The 18,237-nt window shown below is 56.2% G+C and carries 18 protein-coding genes; 9 read left to right on the top strand and 9 right to left on the bottom strand.

All coding sequences use genetic code 11. From position 1 onward, the window contains the following. Nucleotides 1-33 precede the first annotated feature (33 nt). Nucleotides 34-765, top strand: a complete 732-nt coding sequence (locus IM299_RS08390; protein WP_045630797.1) for a flagellar brake protein — start codon at nucleotides 34-36, stop codon at nucleotides 763-765. Nucleotides 766-801: 36 nt separating this feature from the next. Here the strand turns inward: IM299_RS08390 and emtA are convergent, their stop codons facing one another. After that, on the bottom strand, nucleotides 802-1,413 hold the full coding sequence (gene emtA, locus IM299_RS08385; RefSeq protein WP_028013510.1) for a membrane-bound lytic murein transglycosylase EmtA: 612 nt from the start codon (nucleotides 1,411-1,413) through the stop codon (nucleotides 802-804). A gap of 106 nt (nucleotides 1,414-1,519) precedes the next feature. Between emtA and ldcA the strand changes: the two genes are divergently transcribed. Next, nucleotides 1,520-2,434, top strand: a complete 915-nt coding sequence (ldcA, locus tag IM299_RS08380; RefSeq protein ID WP_193357303.1) for a muramoyltetrapeptide carboxypeptidase — start codon at nucleotides 1,520-1,522, stop codon at nucleotides 2,432-2,434. A gap of 88 nt (nucleotides 2,435-2,522) precedes the next feature. Next, the gene (locus tag IM299_RS08375; protein ID WP_041909504.1) at nucleotides 2,523-4,256 is read left to right on the top strand and encodes a potassium/proton antiporter; all 1,734 of its coding nucleotides are present in this window, start codon (nucleotides 2,523-2,525) and stop codon (nucleotides 4,254-4,256) included. A 46-nt stretch (nucleotides 4,257-4,302) separates the two neighbouring features. Here IM299_RS08375 and dadX read toward each other — a convergent pair whose 3' ends face one another. Continuing rightward, the gene (gene dadX, locus IM299_RS08370) at nucleotides 4,303-5,373 is read right to left on the bottom strand and encodes a catabolic alanine racemase DadX (protein ID WP_059355711.1); all 1,071 of its coding nucleotides are present in this window, start codon (nucleotides 5,371-5,373) and stop codon (nucleotides 4,303-4,305) included. A gap of 9 nt (nucleotides 5,374-5,382) precedes the next feature. Next, nucleotides 5,383-6,681 (bottom strand): D-amino acid dehydrogenase, encoded by a 1,299-nt coding sequence (locus IM299_RS08365; protein ID WP_041909503.1) that lies wholly within the window; start codon nucleotides 6,679-6,681, stop codon nucleotides 5,383-5,385. 321 nt (nucleotides 6,682-7,002) lie between these two features. On the opposite strand from IM299_RS08365, the gene IM299_RS08360 reads away from it, so the two are divergent. Then, on the top strand, nucleotides 7,003-8,535 hold the full coding sequence (locus IM299_RS08360) for a SpoVR family protein (protein WP_023293929.1): 1,533 nt from the start codon (nucleotides 7,003-7,005) through the stop codon (nucleotides 8,533-8,535). Nucleotides 8,536-8,580: 45 nt separating this feature from the next. Here the strand turns inward: IM299_RS08360 and fadR are convergent, their stop codons facing one another. Further along, entirely contained in the window at nucleotides 8,581-9,300 is a 720-nt protein-coding gene (gene fadR, locus IM299_RS08355; RefSeq protein ID WP_028013515.1) for a fatty acid metabolism transcriptional regulator FadR, read from the bottom strand. 201 nt (nucleotides 9,301-9,501) lie between these two features. On the opposite strand from fadR, the gene nhaB reads away from it, so the two are divergent. Next, nucleotides 9,502-11,040: a sodium/proton antiporter NhaB gene (gene nhaB / locus IM299_RS08350; RefSeq protein ID WP_193357302.1), complete on the top strand. Its 1,539-nt coding sequence runs from the start codon at nucleotides 9,502-9,504 to the stop codon at nucleotides 11,038-11,040. 46 nt (nucleotides 11,041-11,086) lie between these two features. After that, a complete protein-coding gene (gene dsbB, locus IM299_RS08345) occupies nucleotides 11,087-11,617 on the top strand; it encodes a disulfide bond formation protein DsbB (RefSeq protein WP_028013517.1) in 531 nt (176 codons plus the stop codon). Between the two features lie 33 nt (nucleotides 11,618-11,650). Here dsbB and IM299_RS08340 read toward each other — a convergent pair whose 3' ends face one another. From IM299_RS08340 to IM299_RS08330, 3 genes are all read right to left on the bottom strand, one after another. Further along, entirely contained in the window at nucleotides 11,651-12,091 is a 441-nt protein-coding gene (locus IM299_RS08340; protein WP_041909501.1) for a YcgN family cysteine cluster protein, read from the bottom strand. A 93-nt stretch (nucleotides 12,092-12,184) separates the two neighbouring features. Beyond that, entirely contained in the window at nucleotides 12,185-12,844 is a 660-nt protein-coding gene (locus tag IM299_RS08335) for a fumarylacetoacetate hydrolase family protein (protein WP_028013519.1), read from the bottom strand. Between the two features lie 47 nt (nucleotides 12,845-12,891). Continuing rightward, nucleotides 12,892-13,167 (bottom strand): YcgL domain-containing protein, encoded by a 276-nt coding sequence (locus tag IM299_RS08330; protein ID WP_041909499.1) that lies wholly within the window; start codon nucleotides 13,165-13,167, stop codon nucleotides 12,892-12,894. 123 nt (nucleotides 13,168-13,290) lie between these two features. On the opposite strand from IM299_RS08330, the gene minC reads away from it, so the two are divergent. The 3 genes from minC to minE are packed head-to-tail and all read left to right on the top strand — an operon-like array spanning nucleotide 13,291 to nucleotide 15,107. Continuing rightward, nucleotides 13,291-13,998 carry a septum site-determining protein MinC gene (minC, locus tag IM299_RS08325; RefSeq protein ID WP_028013521.1) on the top strand — a complete coding sequence of 236 codons (708 nt, stop codon included), beginning with the start codon at nucleotides 13,291-13,293 and terminating at the stop codon, nucleotides 13,996-13,998. 23 nt (nucleotides 13,999-14,021) lie between these two features. Next, entirely contained in the window at nucleotides 14,022-14,834 is an 813-nt protein-coding gene (minD, locus tag IM299_RS08320) for a septum site-determining protein MinD (protein ID WP_028013522.1), read from the top strand. Between the two features lie 3 nt (nucleotides 14,835-14,837). After that, on the top strand, nucleotides 14,838-15,107 hold the full coding sequence (gene minE / locus IM299_RS08315; RefSeq protein WP_010432714.1) for a cell division topological specificity factor MinE: 270 nt from the start codon (nucleotides 14,838-14,840) through the stop codon (nucleotides 15,105-15,107). 74 nt (nucleotides 15,108-15,181) lie between these two features. Here minE and rnd read toward each other — a convergent pair whose 3' ends face one another. Together rnd and fadD are read right to left on the bottom strand one after the other, a co-directional pair. Further along, the gene (rnd, locus tag IM299_RS08310; protein WP_028013523.1) at nucleotides 15,182-16,309 is read right to left on the bottom strand and encodes a ribonuclease D; all 1,128 of its coding nucleotides are present in this window, start codon (nucleotides 16,307-16,309) and stop codon (nucleotides 15,182-15,184) included. Nucleotides 16,310-16,380: 71 nt separating this feature from the next. Further along, nucleotides 16,381-18,066, bottom strand: a complete 1,686-nt coding sequence (gene fadD / locus IM299_RS08305) for a long-chain-fatty-acid--CoA ligase FadD (RefSeq protein WP_193357301.1) — start codon at nucleotides 18,064-18,066, stop codon at nucleotides 16,381-16,383. Nucleotides 18,067-18,237: the final 171 nt, after the last annotated feature.

Genomic DNA, 18,237 nt, shown 5'->3' with positions numbered 1-18,237 from the left:
GACAGTCTGTCATCAATCAAGGAGCCATCCGGCGTGAGTCATTACAGTGAGCAGTTCCTCAAGCAAAATCCGCTGGCTGTATTAGGGGTATTACGCGACCTGCAAAAAGGCGAAGTGCCGCTGCGCATCAGCTGGTCGAATAATCAGTTCATCAGCAAGATCCTTGACGTCTCGCAGGAGCGACTGGTTATCGATCTGGGTAGCCAGGAGTATGAAAACCGCGCGGCGCTGAAAGCAGAGAATATCGTGGTCATGGCCGAAACCCATGGGGCCAAAGTGGAATTTGTCCTGCCGCGACTGGAATTGAGCGAGTACCAGGGCCTTCCTGCTTTTGTTACCCCCCTTCCTGGCAACCTCTGGTTTGTCCAGCGTCGTGAATATTTTCGCATCAGCGCCCCGCTTCATCCTGCCTATTTTTGTAAGGCTAAAATGCCGGACAAAAAAGAGATCCGCTTCCGTCTCTTTGACCTGTCGCTGGGTGGAATGGGCGCGCTGATGGATACCCCGAAGCCGGAGGGTCTGGTAGAAGGCATGCGGTTCACGCAAATTGAACTGGATATGGCGGGCTGGGGCCGCTTTTATTTCGATGCACAGCTGATTGCCATCAGCGAGCGCACGGTGGTGGACAGCAAAAATGAAACGATTACCACGCCGCGTCTGAGCTTCCGTTTTCTGAACGTCGGGCCCGGCGCGGAGCGCGAGCTGCAGCGCATTATCTATTCGCTGGAACGGGAAGCACGGGAACGTGCGAATAAGGTTCTGTAGGAAAAGTCGGGCAGCGAGCGCCGCCCGTTTGCGGCATTACATGGCATCCATCGCTTTCTGTACTTTCCAGATATAGCGAGGCGCCTGCGGTGCCGGATGATTTTTCGCCACATGCTCGACGAACTCATCTTTGTCCATGTCGTTGATCTCCTCAATCGCCTCTTTGCGGTCAGAGGAGAAGGTTCTGAGCAACGCCCCGGCGCCATTCACGTACGAGACCACCAGCGCGTATTGCATCACTTCCGGATCCTCAATGCCCTTCAGCACGCCGTGTTCCAGAATGCTCAGGTAAGCGGTCCCCATAGAAATGTTGCGTTCCGGGTTCTTCAGCTCGCTGGTCGACGGCTGGCCGCTCCAGCCCATATAGCGGTAGACCTCTCTCCCCGCCGTAGAGGCTTTCAGCTGCATCAGCCCCACCGCGTTGGATTTGCTGACAAGCGTAGGATTGCCACCGGACTCCACCGCAATAATGGCGGTGATCAACCGCGGGCTGACGCCCCATGCCTTCCCGGCTTTTTCACTGATCGGCATCCACTGCATGGCCCGTTTCACCGGCACTTCCGGATTCCAGGGCGGGTTTTGATAATCATGTTTTGAACTACAGCCAGCCAGCAAAACAATCAAAAAAGCAAACCATCTCAATTTCACGTCATCTATCCTTATAGCCGGTCATCGCGGTGCGCCGCCCTTGAAGCAGGCGGCGTATACGCGGCATGATATAGACAATTAGTTTCTCATTCAGCAAGGAATTGCCATGTCTCAGTTTCATCTCATCGCGCCGTCGGGCTACTGTATTAACCAGGACGCGGCGCAGCGGGGCGTTCAGCGCTTACTGGAATCCGGCCATCAGGTAGAAAATCAGACAATGATCCCCCGCCGCCAGCAGCGTTTTGCCGGAACAGAAGCGCAGAGGTTAAATGATATCAATAGCCTGGTGAACCTGAAGGGCGAAAACCGAATAGTCCTTGCGGTGCGCGGCGGCTATGGTGCGAGCAGGCTGCTTGAGAGCATTGACTGGCAGGGCCTGGCGCAGCGCCAGCAGCAGGATCCGCTGCTGATATGCGGCCACAGCGATTTCACCGCCATCCAGCTTGGTCTTCTGGCGCTGCATAACGTCATCACGTTTAGCGGCCCGATGCTGGCCGGTAACTTCGGCGCGCCGGAACTGGACGCGTTCACCATGGAGCATTTCTGGCGCGCGCTGCGCAATCCCACCTACAGCGTGGAATGGCAAGGCACTGGACCGCACTGGGAATGTGAGGGCCAGCTCTGGGGCGGTAACCTGGCGATGCTGGTCTCGCTCATCGGCACGCCGTGGATGCCGCAAATCAAGGACGGCATTCTGGTGCTGGAGGATATTAACGAACATCCGTTCCGCGTCGAGCGTATGTTATTGCAGCTTTATCATGCCGGTATTCTCGATCGCCAGTCCGCGATCGTGCTGGGCAGCTTCAGCGGCTCTGCCCCGAATGACTATGATGCAGGCTACTCCCTGGAAACGATGGTCGATTTCATCCGCTCGCGGCTGGATATTCCGGTTATCACCGGTCTGGATTTTGGCCATGAACAGCAGACCGTTACCCTTGCGCTGGGCGCGCAGGCGACGCTTACACATGATGTTTCGGGTAGTCGGTTAACGATCGGCGGTCATCCGGTCATAAAAGCATAAAAAACCCCCTTAATAAAACGCTGTTGCCGTTGTTAATATGTTAGGGTTTTAGTAACAGCGTTAACATTGAGGTGGGAGTAAGAGAACATTGGATGCCGCAGCGATAATCAGCCTTTTCATTTTGGGTTCTGTACTTGTAACCAGCAGTATTTTATTAAGTTCATTTTCATCGCGTCTTGGCATACCCATTCTTGTTATTTTCCTTGCCATCGGCATGCTGGCCGGCGTTGACGGCATCGGCGGTATCCCCTTCGATAACTATCCCTTCGCCTACATGGTGAGTAACCTCGCGCTGGCGGTGATCCTGCTCGACGGCGGGATGCGCACTCAGGCGAGCTCCTTCCGCGTGGCCTTAGGGCCTGCGCTGTCGCTGGCGACCGTCGGCGTGTTGATCACCTCTGGCCTCACCGGGATGATGGCCGCATGGCTTTTCAATCTCAATCTGATGGAAGGCTTGCTGATTGGCGCAATCGTTGGCTCTACCGATGCGGCGGCGGTCTTTTCCCTGCTTGGGGGTAAAGGGCTTAACGAACGCGTTGGCTCAACGCTTGAGATTGAATCCGGCAGTAACGATCCGATGGCTGTGTTCCTGACCATCACGCTGATAGAGATGATCCAGCAGCACGAGACGGGCCTGAGCTGGATGTTTGCCCTGCATATTCTGCAGCAGTTTGGGCTGGGGATTGTCATCGGCCTGGCGGGGGGATACCTGTTACAGCAGACGATCAACCGCATTTCTCTGCCCTCGGGGCTTTACCCTCTGCTGGCGCTGAGCGGCGGCATTCTCATTTTTGCCGTTACCACCGCGCTGGACGGCAGCGGTATTCTCGCCGTCTACCTCTGCGGGTTCCTGATGGGCAACCGCCCTATTCGCAACCGTCATGCTATTTTGCAGAACTTTGACGGCCTGGCGTGGCTGGCGCAAATCGGCATGTTCCTGGTGCTGGGCCTGCTGGTGACCCCGTCGGACCTGCTGCCGATCGCCGTTCCGGCGCTGCTGCTGTCGGCGTGGATGATCTTCTTCGCCCGTCCGCTGTCCGTGTTTGCGGGTCTGCTGCCGTTTCGCGGCTTTAACCTGCGCGAGCGCGTCTTTATCAGCTGGGTCGGCCTGCGCGGCGCGGTGCCGATTATCCTTGCGGTGTTCCCGATGATGGCCGGCCTCGACAACGCGCGGCTGTTCTTCAACGTGGCGTTCTTCGTAGTGCTGATTTCCCTGCTGTTCCAGGGCACGTCGCTCGGGTGGGCGGCGAAAAAGGCCAAAGTGGTGGTGCCGCCCGTAGGCTGGCCGGTCTCCCGCGTAGGGCTGGACATTCACCCGGAAAACCCGTGGGAGCAGTTCGTCTATCAGCTAAGCGCCGATAAATGGTGCGTGGGGGCCTCGCTGCGCGATTTGCACATGCCGACTGAAACGCGTATTGCCGCCCTGTTCCGCGATAATGTCCTGCTGCACCCGACCGGCAGCACCCGCCTGCGCGAAGGGGATATTCTTTGCGTCATTGGCCGCGAGCGCGACCTGCCCGCGCTGGGCAAGCTGTTCAGCCAGTCGCCTCCCGTGGCGCTGGACCAGCGTTTCTTCGGCGATTTTATTCTGGAAGCCAGCGCCAAATTTGCGGATGTGGCGCTCATTTATGGCCTGGATGAAGGTGCAGAAGACGGTGATAACCCGCAAACGCTGGGCGAAATCATTCAGCAGCGGCTTGGCGCTGCGCCGGTTGTGGGTGACCAGGTGGAGTTTGCCGGGATGATCTGGACGGTGGCAGAAAAAGAAGATAACGCGGTGCGGAAGGTCGGTTTGAGGCCGATGGAAGAGGACGCGGAGTAGTTTTTTTGCCGGGTGGCGGCTTCGCGTCACCCGGCAAAGATACAAGTTACACCGTCACAACCGGCACTCTTGGTGCCAGGGCACACATCAGTTCATACCCTACCGTTCCCGCCGCGGCCGCCACGTCATCAATTTTGATTTCGTTGCCCCACAGCTCGACCGGTGAACCGATGCCCGCCTGCGGGCATGGCGTCAGGTCAACGGCCAGCATATCCATTGAGACGGTCCCCACCGTGCCCGTGCGCACCCCATCCACCCAAACCGGCGTGCCGGTCGGCGCGATACGCGGATAGCCGTCGGCATAACCGCCCGCGACGATGCCAATCCGCTGCTCGCCCTTCGCCCGGAAGCGGCTGCCGTAGCCTACCGTGTCGCCCGCCTTCAGCGTCTGCACGCCGATGATCTCGCTGCGCAGGGTCATGACCGGCCTCAGGCCGCTGTTGGCGATATCCTGCCACTGGCCTGAGGGTGATGCACCGTACAGAACGATCCCCGGACGCACCCAGTTATAGTGGGCTTCAGGATGCCAAAGCGTCGCCGCCGAGTTCGACAGGGAGCGCGGACAATCGAGCCCTTCAGCCGCCTGCTCAATGCGGATCATCGCATCAGCAATGCCGTCCGGTTTTTCCGCATCGGCAAAGTGCGCCATCAGCGTCATTTCGCCGACGTTTTTCAGGCCGCGCAGCTGCTGCCAGACCGTATGCACCCGCTCGGGCTGGAAGCCCAGGCGGTTCATGCCGCTGTTCACCTTGAGATAAATATCCAGCGGAGCGTGGATCTTCGCATCCTGAATGGCTTTAATCTGCCAGTTGCTGTGAACGCTGGTGGTCAGGCGATACTTATCCAGCAGCGGCAGATCGTCCGCGTGGAAGAACCCCTCCAGCAGCAGAATAGGCCCTTTCCAGCCGCGCTCGCGCAGCAGGATGGCCTCTTCCAGATTCAGTAAGGCAAAACCGTCGGTCGCGCCGAGCGCGCTCCATATACGGTCAATACCGTGGCCGTAGGCGTTTGCCTTGACGACTGACCAGACGCGCGAACCAGGTGCTGCCCGGCGAACAATTTGCAGGTTTTCCTTCAGGGCCTGCAGATCCAGCTGAGCCAGAACAGGACGGGACATGACAACTCCTTAATTATGCGCGCCGTGCAGGTGCTGAGGACGCGATGGCGTAAATCCTGATTGATAGCGCGCAGCACTTAAATCGTCAAACGGAATTGCCGGCGTGCGCCCGGAAATCAGGTCGCTCAGCAGCTGGCCCGAGCCGCAGGCCATCGTCCAGCCGAGCGTGCCGTGTCCGGTATTGGTCCACAGGTTTTTGTATGGCGTGCGGCCCACGATTGGCGTGCCGTCCGGGGTCATCGGACGCAGGCCGGTCCAGAACGTCGCCTGTTCCACAAACCCGCCGCGCGGGAAGAGATCGCCCACCACCATCTCCAGCGTTTCACGACGCGGCTGCAGCAGCTCGGTGTTGAAGCCGACAATCTCCGCCATGCCGCCGACGCGAATACGGTTATCGAAGCGGGTAATGGCGATTTTGTAGGTTTCATCCAGGATGGTTGACACGGGCGCCCCGCTCTCCTCTTTCACCGGGATAGTCAATGAGTAGCCCTTGAGCGGGTAGACCGGAATATCGAGGATGCCTTTCAGCATGGCGGTGGAGTAGGAACCAAACGCCATCACGTAGGCATCCGCCTTTATCACCTCGTCGCCGCACTTCACGCCATAAATTTTTTCGCCTTCCGACAGCAGCTTGTCGACGGAGGTATTAAAGCGGAATTTCACCCCAGCCTGCTCGCACATCTGTGCCAGACGCTGAGTAAAGAGCTGACAGTCGCCGGTTTCGTCATTCGGCAGACGCAGACCGCCGGTCAGCTTGTGGGCCACTTCGGCCAGCGCGGGTTCCACCTGCCCCAGCTGGCTGGCTTCCAGCAGCTGATACGGTACACCGGCATCTTCCAGCACGGCGATATCGCGGGTGGCGTTTTCATACTGTTGCTCGGTGCGGAACAGCTGCAGCGTGCCGCCCTGACGGCCTTCGTACTCAATCCCCGTCGACGCGCGCAGGGCTTTGAGGCAGTCACGGCTGTATTCCGCCAGACGCACCATGCGCCCTTTGTTTTCCATGTAGTGCCGGGTGTCGCAATTGCGCAGCATCTGCCACATCCACTTCAGCTGGAACTGCGTGCCGTCAAGGCTGATGGCCAGCGGCGCGTGGCGCTGGAACATCCATTTGATCGCCTTCAGCGGCACGCCGGGCGCCGCCCACGGGGCCGCATAGCCAGGAGAGATTTGACCGGCATTTGCCGCACTGGTTTCAAGCGCCGGGCCGGATTCACGATCGATAACGGTAACCTCATGTCCCGCCTGACTTAAATACCAGGCGCTGGTTACGCCAACGACACCACTTCCCAGTATGACAACACGCATAGCCACTCCATTATGAGCAAAAGAACAATCATCTAATTACAGATTGATAACCTAGTTGAAAATATTATTCAACATACGACTTTTTTATGGTGACTTACCTCACACATCCCCCAGCATCAGGGGACAGGGATAATTTGGGATCTCCTGCTGAGCTTTATTTTTAACCAGCATAAAATTCTGATGGGTGCGCTTTTTTTGCCGTATCAAAAACGGGAAATCGCAAAGAAAAAATTTCTGCGCCAGCACGCTTTTTAACACGTTGATCTATGCTTGAAAGGAGGCTCTCCAGACAGAGAGAGCACCCACAACGAGGGCGCGCTAATGGCTACTATTGATTCCCTGAACAAGGACAACACACGTCTGAGCGATGGACCCGACTGGACCTTCGAGCTGCTGGATGTCTACCTCGCCGAAATCGACCGGGTGGCAAAACTGTATCGCCTGGATACCTATCCCCATCAGATTGAGGTGATTACCTCCGAACAGATGATGGACGCTTACTCCAGCGTCGGGATGCCGATCAACTATCCGCACTGGTCGTTTGGTAAAAAATTCATTGAAACGGAGCGGCTGTACAAGCACGGCCAGCAGGGGCTGGCGTATGAGATCGTCATTAACTCCAACCCGTGTATCGCCTATCTGATGGAAGAGAACACCATTACCATGCAGGCGCTGGTGATGGCGCACGCCTGCTACGGCCATAACTCCTTCTTTAAAAATAACTATCTGTTCCGCAGCTGGACGGACGCCAGCTCCATCGTCGATTACCTGATCTTCGCCCGTAAATACATTACCGACTGCGAAGAGCGCTACGGCGTGGACGAGGTAGAGAAGCTGCTCGACTCCTGCCACGCGCTGATGAACTACGGCGTGGACCGCTATAAACGCCCGCAGAAAATCTCACTGCAGGAGGAGAAAGCCCGGCAGAAAAGCCGCGAGGAGTATCTGCAGAGCCAGGTGAACATGCTGTGGCGCACCTTGCCGAAGCGTGAGGAGGAAAAAACGATTGCCGAAGCGCGTCGTTATCCGTCCGAGCCGCAGGAAAACTTGCTCTATTTTATGGAGAAGAACGCCCCGCTGCTGGAGCCGTGGCAGCGCGAGATTTTGCGTATCGTGCGTAAGGTGAGCCAGTATTTCTATCCGCAGAAACAGACCCAGGTGATGAACGAAGGCTGGGCAACATTCTGGCACTACACCATCCTCAACCATCTGTATGACGAGGGGAAAGTCACCGAGCGGTTCATGATGGAATTCCTCCACAGCCATACTAACGTGGTGTTCCAGCCGCCCTACAACAGCCCGTGGTACAGTGGGATTAACCCGTATGCGCTGGGCTTTGCGATGTTCCAGGATATTAAGCGCATCTGCCAGTCACCAACGGAAGAGGACAAGTACTGGTTCCCGGATATCGCCGGTTCTGACTGGCTGGAAACGCTGCATTTTGCGATGCGCGACTTTAAGGATGAGAGCTTTATCAGCCAGTTCATGTCGCCGAAGATCATGCGCGATTTCCGGTTCTTCACCGTGCTGGACGATGACCGCAACAACTATCTGGAGATTTCCGCGATCCACAACGAGGAAGGGTACCGGGAGATCCGCTCGCGCCTCTCCTCCCAGTACAACCTGAGCAACCTTGAACCCAATATTCAGGTGTGGAACGTGGACCTGCGCGGCGACCGCTCCCTGACGCTGCGCTATATCCCGCACAACCGCGCGCCGCTGGATAAAGGACGTAAAGAGGTGCTCAAGCACGTGCACCGCCTGTGGGGCTTTGACGTGCAGCTGGAGCAGCAGAATGAGGACGGCAGCGTGGAGCTGCTGGAACGCTGCCCGGCGCGGTTGAATACGCTGTAGCGCCACCGGGCGAAAAAAAACCTCTCGATTGAGAGGTTTTTTATTTTAGCGACTCTGAATCGCTAAATCGCCCGGCAGCGTTTTCTGCATACGGTGCCAGATTTCACCGGAGTCGTGGCCGTAGCGGCGTACGGTTTCATAAACCTGATCGTGCAGGCCTTCGGTGCACAGCTTGCTCAGCTTATGGTAGAAGCCCAGCGCCAGACTGCGGGCTTCAGGGTTAGCGAAGTAGTGACGACCAATGCGGGTATAGAGCCCTTTCATACCGTTGAGGATCAGGCCGTAAACCGGGTTGCCGGAGGCAAACGCCAGACCGCGAAACACGTTGTAATCGAGGGTGGCAAAGGCGTCGGCGTGATCTTCAACTTCATTCGCGCTGGCCAGCACCGCAAGCGCATCTTCAGGATGCTGACGGAAAGCGGTACGAATAAAAATAGTCGCGATGTTGGTGCGCACGGAGAGCAGATTATCAATCAGCTGCGGCACGCTTTCATGGTCGAGGCGCGCCAGCGTTTCAAGAATGTTTAGCCCCGAGGTTTCCCAGAAGTTGTTTACCTTTGTTGGCTTGCCGTGCTGGATCGTCAACCATCCATCACGCGCCAGTCGCTGAAGCACTTCACGCAGCGTGGTGCGAGTGACGCCAATCAGTTCAGAGAGTTCGCGTTCAGCCGGAAGAATGGACCCCGCAGGGAAACGATTATTCCAGATGCTTTCAATGATGTACTCTTCCGCGAAACCCGCCGGGCTCTGCGCCTTAATGACCATAGTGAGATTTCCATTACACAGCTTTTTGCAAATTGGACTCATCATACCAGAGGCGTGCAACGGCAGGTAGCGCGGCAAAGTGAGAAAAGAGGGATCGCCGTTTCATTTTTGTGAAATTTACAATGCGGTCTTATCCGCCTCCGGGCCGCGATTTTTGCGTATACTGATGTTTTGTATTACTTAACGGGAAGGACGTCTGTTGTGGAAATTTCTTTTGGGCGCGCGCTGTGGCGCAATTTTTTAGGTCATTCTCCTGACTGGTACAAACTGATACTGCTGGTTTTCCTGGTCGTTAATCCCCTCATTTTTAGCGTGGATCCGTTTATCGCCGGGTGGCTGCTGGTGGCGGAATTTATTTTCACCCTGGCCATGGCGCTGAAGTGTTATCCCCTGCTGCCCGGCGGTTTGCTGGCGTTTGAAGCCGTTGTCATCGGCATGACGTCCGCAGAGCATGTAAAAGCAGAGCTGGCCTCCAATCTGGAAGTGCTCCTGCTGCTCATTTTTATGGTGGCCGGTATCTACTTTATGAAACAGCTGCTGCTGTTTATCTTTACCCGCCTGCTGCTGAGCATTACGTCAAAAACGATCCTCTCGCTGGCGTTTTGCCTTGCCGCCGCCTTTCTGTCGGCCTTCCTGGATGCGCTCACCGTTGTCGCGGTGGTGATCAGCGTCGCCGTCGGATTTTACGGCATTTATCACCGCGTGGCCTCCTCTCGCCCAAGTGAGGATTTACAGGACGATAGCCACGTCGAGGCGCATAACCGCGACGTGCTGGAACAGTTCCGCGCGTTTCTGCGCAGCCTGATGATGCACGCAGGGGTCGGTACGGCGCTGGGCGGCGTGATGACCATGGTGGGCGAGCCGCAAAACCTGATCATCGCGAAAGCGGCTGAATGGCATTTTGGCGAGTTTTTCCTGCGCATGGCCCCCGTCAGCGTGCCTGTGTTGGTCTGCGGGTTAGCGACCTGCATTCTGGTCGAAAAATTCAGGCTGTTCGGCTACGGCGCACAGCTGCCTGAACCGGTTCGCAATGAACTGCATAAATTTGACGAGCAGAGCCGCAAACAGCGTACGCGCCAGGAGACGCTGCGTCTGATTGCGCAGGGGATCATCGGCATCTGGCTTATCGCCGCGCTGGCGTTGCATCTTGCCGAAGTCGGGTTGATTGGCCTCTCCGTCATTATTCTTGCCACCACCTTTAGCGGGGTTACGGACGAACATGCTATTGGTAAAGCCTTTACCGAAGCCCTGCCGTTTACCGCGCTGCTGGCGGTCTTTTTTGCGGTCGTGGCGGTGATTATTGACCAACACCTTTTCGCACCGATTATCGCGTTTGTGCTTCAGGCCTCGCCGGACTCGCAGCTTACGCTGTTCTATCTCTTTAACGGTCTGTTGTCCTCTATTTCCGATAACGTCTTTGTCGGGACGGTGTATATCAATGAGGCCAAAGCGGCGATGGAGCAAGGGATCGTCAGCACCGGGCAGTTCGACCTGCTGGCGGTGGCCATCAACACCGGAACAAACCTGCCCTCCGTTGCAACACCGAACGGCCAGGCGGCATTTCTCTTCCTGCTGACCTCGGCGCTGGCGCCGCTCATACGGCTTTCTTATGGAAGAATGGTCTGGATGGCGCTGCCGTACACGCTGGTGCTCACCGTTGTTGGTTTGCTGTGCATCAAAATTACTCTCGTTCCCTGTACGCAATGGCTGCTACAAGCGGGTATACTTGCGGCGCATTAAAATTCGTTTACACTGCGCTTTCTAAGCATGTTCCAGGGAAATGATTATGTTGAGATTTTTAAACCAGTGCTCCCGCGGTCGCGGAGCGTGGTTGTTGATGGCCCTGACCGCCTTTGCGCTGGAAATGGTTGCGCTGTGGTTCCAGCACGTGATGGGACTCAAGCCCTGCGTGCTGTGCATCTACGAGCGCTGCGCGCTGTTCGGCATTATGGGTGCAGGCCTGGTGGGCGCAATTGCCCCAAAAACGCCGTTGCGCTATGTGGGTATTGCCATCTGGCTGTACAGCGCCTGGAAAGGGATTGAGCTTTCCTGGCAGCACACCATGATGCAGTTGCATCCGTCACCGTTTATGACCTGTGATTTCGCCGCCCGCTTCCCGAGCTGGCTGCCGCTGGATAAGTGGCTTCCGCAGGTGTTTGTCGCATCCGGTGACTGCTCCGTACGTCAGTGGGAATTCCTGACGCTGGAGATGCCGCAGTGGCTGGTGGGGATTTTTGTGGCCTACTTCGTCGTGGCGCTGCTGGTGCTGATCGCTCAGCCGTTCAAACCGAAGAAACGCGATTTGTTTGGAAGGTAAAAGCAAAAACCCGCCCCGGCGGGTTTTTTATTATCACCGATTAGGGTGATTCATGATGTGATCTTCCCAGTCCCGTACCTCGGACTCCTTCACCGCAATGTGGCGTACCGAGATACGCTCGCCGTGCATCGCCGCCTTTGAGCCCGTCAGCAGCGGATGCCAGTTCGGCAGTTCTTTCCCTTCCGCCAGCAGGCGATACGCGCAGGTGTGCGGCAGCCACTCAAAAGTCGGCAGATTTTCACGGGTGAGCTTGATGCAGTCCGGTTCGAACTCGAAGCGGCGTTCGTAGTTGCGGCACTGGCAGGTTTTAATGTTCAGTTGCCTGCAGGCGACGTTGGTGAAATAGATCTCATCGGAGTCTTCATCCATCAGCTTGTGCAGGCAGCACTGCCCGCAGCCGTCGCACAACGATTCCCACTCCGCGTCGGTCATTTGGTCAAGAGTTTTGCTTTGCCAGAAAGGAATGTCGTTCATCAGGATGTCCACACGTCAAAAGAAAGCGCACCTTATAACGAGTCTGGCACGTGGTTGCAAGTTTTGCCGCCCTTTGCAGGCGGCAAGATGCGGTTACAGCACGCGGGTTTTTAGCGACAGGCCGTTAAAACCGACCTCAAGCTCATCGCCGCTGGCGAGCGGGCCCACGCCTTCCGGCGTGCCGGTGAGGATCACATCGCCCGGCTTCAGGGTGAAGAAACGGCTCATGTAGGCGATCAGCGGCACAATCTTGTGGATCATATCTGCCGTGGTGCCCTGCTGGCGGATCTCGCCGTTAACCTTCAGGCTGAGCGGAGTGTCCTGCGGATCGTTGGTAAATTCATTCACCGGAACAAACCCTGAAATCGGACATGCGTTATCAAAGCCTTTGGCTTTTTCCCACGGCTGCCCTGCCTTCTTCATTTTGCCCTGCACGTCGCGTAGGGTCAGATCCAGCGCCACGCCGTAGCCGGCAATCGCTTTCTCGACATGCTCTTCGGAAGCTTGGCGCAGCGTGGCGCCGATCAGCACGGCAAGCTCTACTTCGTGATGCACCGACCCCAGCCCCTGCGGCAGCGCCAGCGGCTGGCGGATGTCGCATAGCGCCGTCTCGGGCTTAATAAACAGGACCGGCTCTTCTGGGGTTGCGCTGCCCATCTCCTGAATATGCTTCGCATAGTTGCTGCCCACGCAGACCACTTTGCTGACGGGATAATCCAGTAATGCACCTTGCCAGTTATGATGTTGATACATGCTCGACCCCTAATCGGTTGATGTGTTATGCCCGAAAACAGCTGAGGCTATTTTTTCCCGGACGCCTCGAGGTGCTGTTTTAATAAATTCTCAGGCGGCGGTGGAAGCTGTAAATAATAGCCCTGCTCGGCTAATGCCGTTTTCACTTTTTCCAGATCGGCATTCACCAGTTTCTTACGGCCGTCCAGCGGCAGCAGCATCGCCAGCTGTGGTCGGCCAAAGTTCTTCATTAATTCTTCCGGCACGCGTGAAAAATCGTCTTTCTTTTCGACATAAAGATAGGTCTGGTCACGGCTTGTACTTCTGTAGATCACACAAAACATGTTTTTACTCTGAATTAATCGGTGGTTGCTTGCCTCAATATACTCCTGACTATAACATGCCTGATACTCTTCGGAATATCGCAGCGAATGGTTGCGGTTAATAGCAAATTGAGTAAGGCCAGGATGTCAAACACGCCCATCGAGCTTAAAGGCAGTAGCTTCACCTTATCAGTGGTTCATTTGCATGATGCAAAACCCGAGGTTATTCGTCAGGCGTTAGAAGACAAAATCGCCCAGGCTCCCGCCTTTCTGAAGCACGCCCCCGTCGTCATCAACGTCAGCGGTCTTGAGGCTCCGGTTAACTGGACACGTCTCCAGCAGGCGGTCTCCTCTACCGGGCTGCGTATTGTCGGCATCAGCGGCTGCAAAGATCCCGAGTTGAAAGCGGAAATCGACCGTGCGGGGCTGCCTCTTCTTAATGAAGGCAAAGAAAAAACCCCACGTGCAGCACCCGCTGCCGTACAAACGCCCCCTCCTGCGGCGCAAAACGTTACCGCTCTCACAAAAACGCGAATGATTGATGTGCCGGTTCGTTCCGGTCAGCGCATTTATGCGCCAAACTGTGATCTAATTGTTACAAGCCACGTCAGTGCTGGCGCAGAGCTTATTGCAGATGGCAATATTCACGTTTACGGTATGATGCGTGGACGTGCGCTCGCGGGCGCAAGTGGCGATCGGGACGCGCAAATATTTTGTACTCACCTGACGGCGGAACTGGTGTCCATCGCAGGTGAATATTGGCTGAGCGACAAGATCCCAGCCGAATTTTATGGCAAAGCGGCTCGCCTGCTTCTGGCAGACGACGCGTTGACCGTTCAACCGTTGAATTAATCCCTTTTTAACAAGGAATTTCTATGGCACGCATTATTGTTGTTACTTCGGGTAAAGGAGGCGTTGGCAAGACCACCTCCAGCGCGGCCATCGCTACTGGTTTGGCCCAGAAGGGAAAGAAAACCGTCGTTATCGACTTCGATATCGGTCTGCGTAACCTCGACCTCATCATGGGATGTGAGCGTCGCGTCGTATATGACTTCGTGAACGTCATTCAGGGTGATGCCACGCTGAACCAGGCGCTGATTAAAGACAAGCGCACCGAGAACCTCTTCATTCTTCCGGCTTCTCAGACGCGTGATAAAGATGCCCTGACCCGTGAAGGCGTGGAAAAGGTGCTCGACGAGCTGAAAAAAATGGAGTTCGACTTCATCGTCTGTGACTCCCCTGCCGGCATTGAAACCGGTGCCCTGATGGCGCTCTACTTTGCTGATGAAGCGATCATCACCACCAACCCGGAAGTCTCCTCCGTGCGTGACTCCGACCGTATTCTCGGTATTCTGGCCTCCAAATCCCGCCGTGCGGAAAATGGCCAGGATCCGATCAAAGAGCACCTGCTGCTGACCCGCTATAACCCGGGTCGCGTGAACAAAGGTGACATGCTAAGCATGGAAGACGTGCTGGAGATCCTGCGCATTAAACTGGTTGGCGTTATCCCGGAAGACCAGTCCGTGTTACGCGCCTCTAACCAGGGCGAGCCCGTGATCCTTGATACAACGGCAGATGCAGGTAAAGCTTACGCCGATACCGTTGACCGTCTGCTGGGAGAAGAACGTCCTTTCCGCTTCATTGAAGAAGAGAAGAAAGGTTTCCTCAAACGCCTGTTCGGAGGATAAGTTATGGCATTACTGGACTTTTTTCTCTCGCGGAAAAAAAGCACCGCCAACATCGCAAAAGAACGCCTGCAAATTATCGTTGCGGAGCGTCGTCGTAGCGACGCCGAGCCTCACTACCTGCCGCAGCTGCGCAAGGACATCCTGGAAGTGATCTGTAAGTATGTGCAGATTGACCCGGAGATGGTCACCGTACAGCTGGAGCAAAAAGACGGGGATATTTCGATTCTGGAGCTGAACGTAACGCTTCCGGAAGCGGAAGAGTCGCGTCCGTAGGTTCCTGGTGTCGTAGCCCCGGTAAGCACAGCGCCACCGGGGAGAATATGCCGGGTATATCGCCCGGCATATTTTTATCGCGGATAACCTTCCAGCAAGGTATTCAGGCGATCGGCCATCAATACCCCGCGCCAGCCAGCCATCAGTTCCGGCACGCCATTCTGCGGTTTCAGCTTCCAGTGCCAGTTCAGCAGCTGGTTAATTTGTCTGCGTGACGCCAGCAGTTCAGCGCTCAGCTTGCTTTCCGTTGCGACATCCTGCACCAGCGCTTTGATATCCTTAAATGCTTTACGATAGCCCGGCATATCCATGAGATTCAGCAGCGTCTCAGGCAGTGCATCCTCCGGCAGCGCCTGCGCTTTGGCGACCAGCGCCAGCAGGGTTTTACCATGGAAACGGATCTCGCTGCCGGAAAGGCCAATGCTGTCCAGCTCGCCCAGGCTGCCCGGCATATAGCGCGCGACCGCCCAGAGATGCTCTTCACGCACCACAAAATTCACGGCCAAATCGCGCTCACGCGCTTTACGCAAACGCCAGTCCGCTAACAGCTGCAGGCAGGCCAGCTGACGCGTGCGAAGCTGCCAGGCGTTGGTGATATCACGCCAGGCCTCTTTCGGGTCAACCACTTCCTGGCGACGCTGCTGCGTCATACGGCACTCATCCAGCGCGGCAGAGAGCCAGCCGGAGGCTTCCGCCTCTTTCATCAGCTGTCCGGCAATCGGCAGCAGGTAAAACACGTCTGCCGCCGCATATTCCAGCTGACGCTCGGTAAGCGGACGCGCCAGCCAGTCGGTACGGGATTCACTTTTATCCAGCGTCAGGCCCGTGTACTCCTCCACCATCGCGGCAAAGCCCCACGACAGCGGACGACCGCTGAACGCCGCGAGGATCTGCGTATCAATCAGCGGCTGAGGCATGATGCCAAAGGTGTTAAGAAAAACTTCCAGATCTTCACTGCCCGCATGCAGATATTTCGTTACCGCAGTATCCAGCAGCAGGTCACGCATCGGCGCCCAGTCGGTAATGCCGAGCGGGTCGATCAGCGAGACGTGCTTACCGTCGTACATCTGTATCAAACCCAGCTGTGGATAATAGGTGCGAGTACGGACAAACTCGGTATCCAGAGCGATGGCAGGAAAGTCGCGCGTCACTTCGCACAGCGAAGCCAGCTCGTCGTTGGTCGTGATCATCTGGTAATTCAAATCGGATTCTCTTTTGTTTGCGCCCATAAAAAACGCCGGCTTAACCGGCGTCTGGGCGATTAACGTGAAGCTCAGGCCTTATTGTCTACTTTGGCACGGGCTTCGTCACGTAATTCTCGTCGTAATATCTTCCCGACGTTGGATTTCGGCAGGTCATCGCGGAATTCCACCAGCTTCGGCACCTTATAGCCCGTCAGCTGACGGCGACAAAACGTTATCAGCGCTTCCTCGGTAAGAGAAGGATCTTTCTTGACCACAAATATCTTCACCGCTTCACCGCTGCTGCCGGAAGGAACGCCCACCGCCGCCACTTCCAGCACGCCGCTGTGCTGCATCACCACGTCTTCGATTTCGTTCGGATAGACGTTGAAGCCGGAGACCAGGATCATATCTTTTTTGCGATCGACGATGCGCAGGAAGCCTTCGTCATCCATCACCGCAATATCGCCGGTGTGAAGCCAGCCGTCTTTAATGATTTCGTCGGTCGCATCAGGACGCTGCCAGTAACCCAGCATCACCTGCGGCCCTCTGACGCACAGCTCGCCCGGCTCGCCGTGAGGCACTTCGTTATCCTCATCATCCACCAGCTTTGCTTCCGTCGACGGGACCGGCAGGCCGATGCTGCCGCTGTGGTAGTCGATATCGTGCGGGTTGACGCTCACCAGCGGGGCACATTCCGTCAGGCCATAGCCTTCCAGCAGATATTGCCCGGTTAGCTTCACCCAGCGCTCGGCCACCGCCTGCTGAACCGGCATGCCGCCGCCCGCGGAGAGATGCAGCGTGGAGAAATCAAGCTGCTGGAACTCTTTGTTGTTGAGCAGCGCGTTAAACAGGGTGTTCACCCCGGTCATGGCGGTAAACGGGTATTTTGCCAGCTCTTTCACCAGACCCGGGATATCGCGCGGGTTGGTGATCAATACGTTTTGCCCGCCCAGCTCGATAAACAGCAGGCAGTTCATGGTCAGCGCGAAGATGTGATACAGCGGCAGCGCGGTGATTACCAGCTCTTTACCCGGATGCAGCAGCGGCCCGTAGGTGGCATTGACCTGCTCAAGGTTCGCCAGCATGTTGCGGTGGGTCAGCATCGCCCCTTTGGCCACGCCGGTGGTGCCGCCCGTGTATTGCAGGAAGGCCAGGTCTTCGGAGACGACTTCAGGCTTGACGTACTGCATGCGATAGCCCGCATGCAGCGCCCGCCGGAAGGAGATAGCATCCGGCAGATGGTATTTTGGTACCAGACGTTTGACGTATTTAACGACAAAGTTCACCAGCGTCCCTTTGGCGGTGGAAAGCTGATCGCCCATGCGCGTCAGGATGACGTGCTTCACCTGGGTTTTGTCGACCACTTTTTCCAGGGTATGGGCAAAGTTAGAAACAATGACAATCGCCACCGCCCCGCTGTCATTCAGCTGATGTTCCAGCTCGCGCGGCGTGTAAAGCGGGTTAACGTTGACGACAATCATCCCGGCACGCAGGATGCCGAACAGCGCCACCGGGTATTGCAGCAGGTTCGGCATCATCAGCGCGACGCGATCCCCTTTTTGCAGCCCAAGTCCTTCCTGCAGATAAGCCGCAAACGCCCGGCTACGCTCCTCAAGCTTACGGAACGTCATCACCTCGCCCATATTTACAAACGCGGGCTGGTCTGCGTAACGTCTTACCGAGTGCTCAAATAATTCCACCAGGGATTGATAACGGTCAGGATTGATCTCCGCAGGCACATCTGCGGGATAACGGTTAAGCCAAACCTTTTGCAATGCATCACCTCTGAAATGAGTGTTCGTCGTCATCACAGCCCCGATAATAAACAGTTTGTTAACATTATATTAACTCAGCGTACCAGTTTATTAATTGTTCAGATTGCAGGTTGCGAAGCGCGTCACTCTTTTTTTTCGTTTTATCCGTAAAAAAACAGAGACAGCGGCTGA

Origin of the sequence: Enterobacter cloacae complex sp. P47BA (assembly GCF_014930485.1) — a bacterium.
GTDB classification, from domain to species: Bacteria; Pseudomonadota; Gammaproteobacteria; order Enterobacterales; family Enterobacteriaceae; genus Enterobacter; species Enterobacter bugandensis.
This window is presented reverse-complemented; position numbering and strand designations above follow the sequence as displayed.

Bases quoted from the DNA above. Each gene is read 5' to 3' on its own strand.
- ldcA (WP_193357303.1), top strand. From the start codon at position 1,520: ATGTCTCAGTTTCATCTCATCGCGCCGTCGGGCTACTGTATTAACCAG.
- dadX (WP_059355711.1), bottom strand. From the start codon at position 5,373: ATGTCCCGTCCTGTTCTGGCTCAGCTGGATCTGCAGGCCCTGAAGGAA.
- IM299_RS08365 (WP_041909503.1), bottom strand. From the start codon at position 6,681: ATGCGTGTTGTCATACTGGGAAGTGGTGTCGTTGGCGTAACCAGCGCC.
- IM299_RS08360 (WP_023293929.1), top strand. From the start codon at position 7,003: ATGGCTACTATTGATTCCCTGAACAAGGACAACACACGTCTGAGCGAT.
- fadR (WP_028013515.1), bottom strand. From the start codon at position 9,300: ATGGTCATTAAGGCGCAGAGCCCGGCGGGTTTCGCGGAAGAGTACATC.
- dsbB (WP_028013517.1), top strand. From the start codon at position 11,087: ATGTTGAGATTTTTAAACCAGTGCTCCCGCGGTCGCGGAGCGTGGTTG.
- IM299_RS08340 (WP_041909501.1), bottom strand. From the start codon at position 12,091: ATGAACGACATTCCTTTCTGGCAAAGCAAAACTCTTGACCAAATGACC.
- IM299_RS08335 (WP_028013519.1), bottom strand. From the start codon at position 12,844: ATGTATCAACATCATAACTGGCAAGGTGCATTACTGGATTATCCCGTC.
- IM299_RS08330 (WP_041909499.1), bottom strand. From the start codon at position 13,167: ATGTTTTGTGTGATCTACAGAAGTACAAGCCGTGACCAGACCTATCTT.
- minC (WP_028013521.1), top strand. From the start codon at position 13,291: ATGTCAAACACGCCCATCGAGCTTAAAGGCAGTAGCTTCACCTTATCA.
- minD (WP_028013522.1), top strand. From the start codon at position 14,022: ATGGCACGCATTATTGTTGTTACTTCGGGTAAAGGAGGCGTTGGCAAG.
- minE (WP_010432714.1), top strand. From the start codon at position 14,838: ATGGCATTACTGGACTTTTTTCTCTCGCGGAAAAAAAGCACCGCCAAC.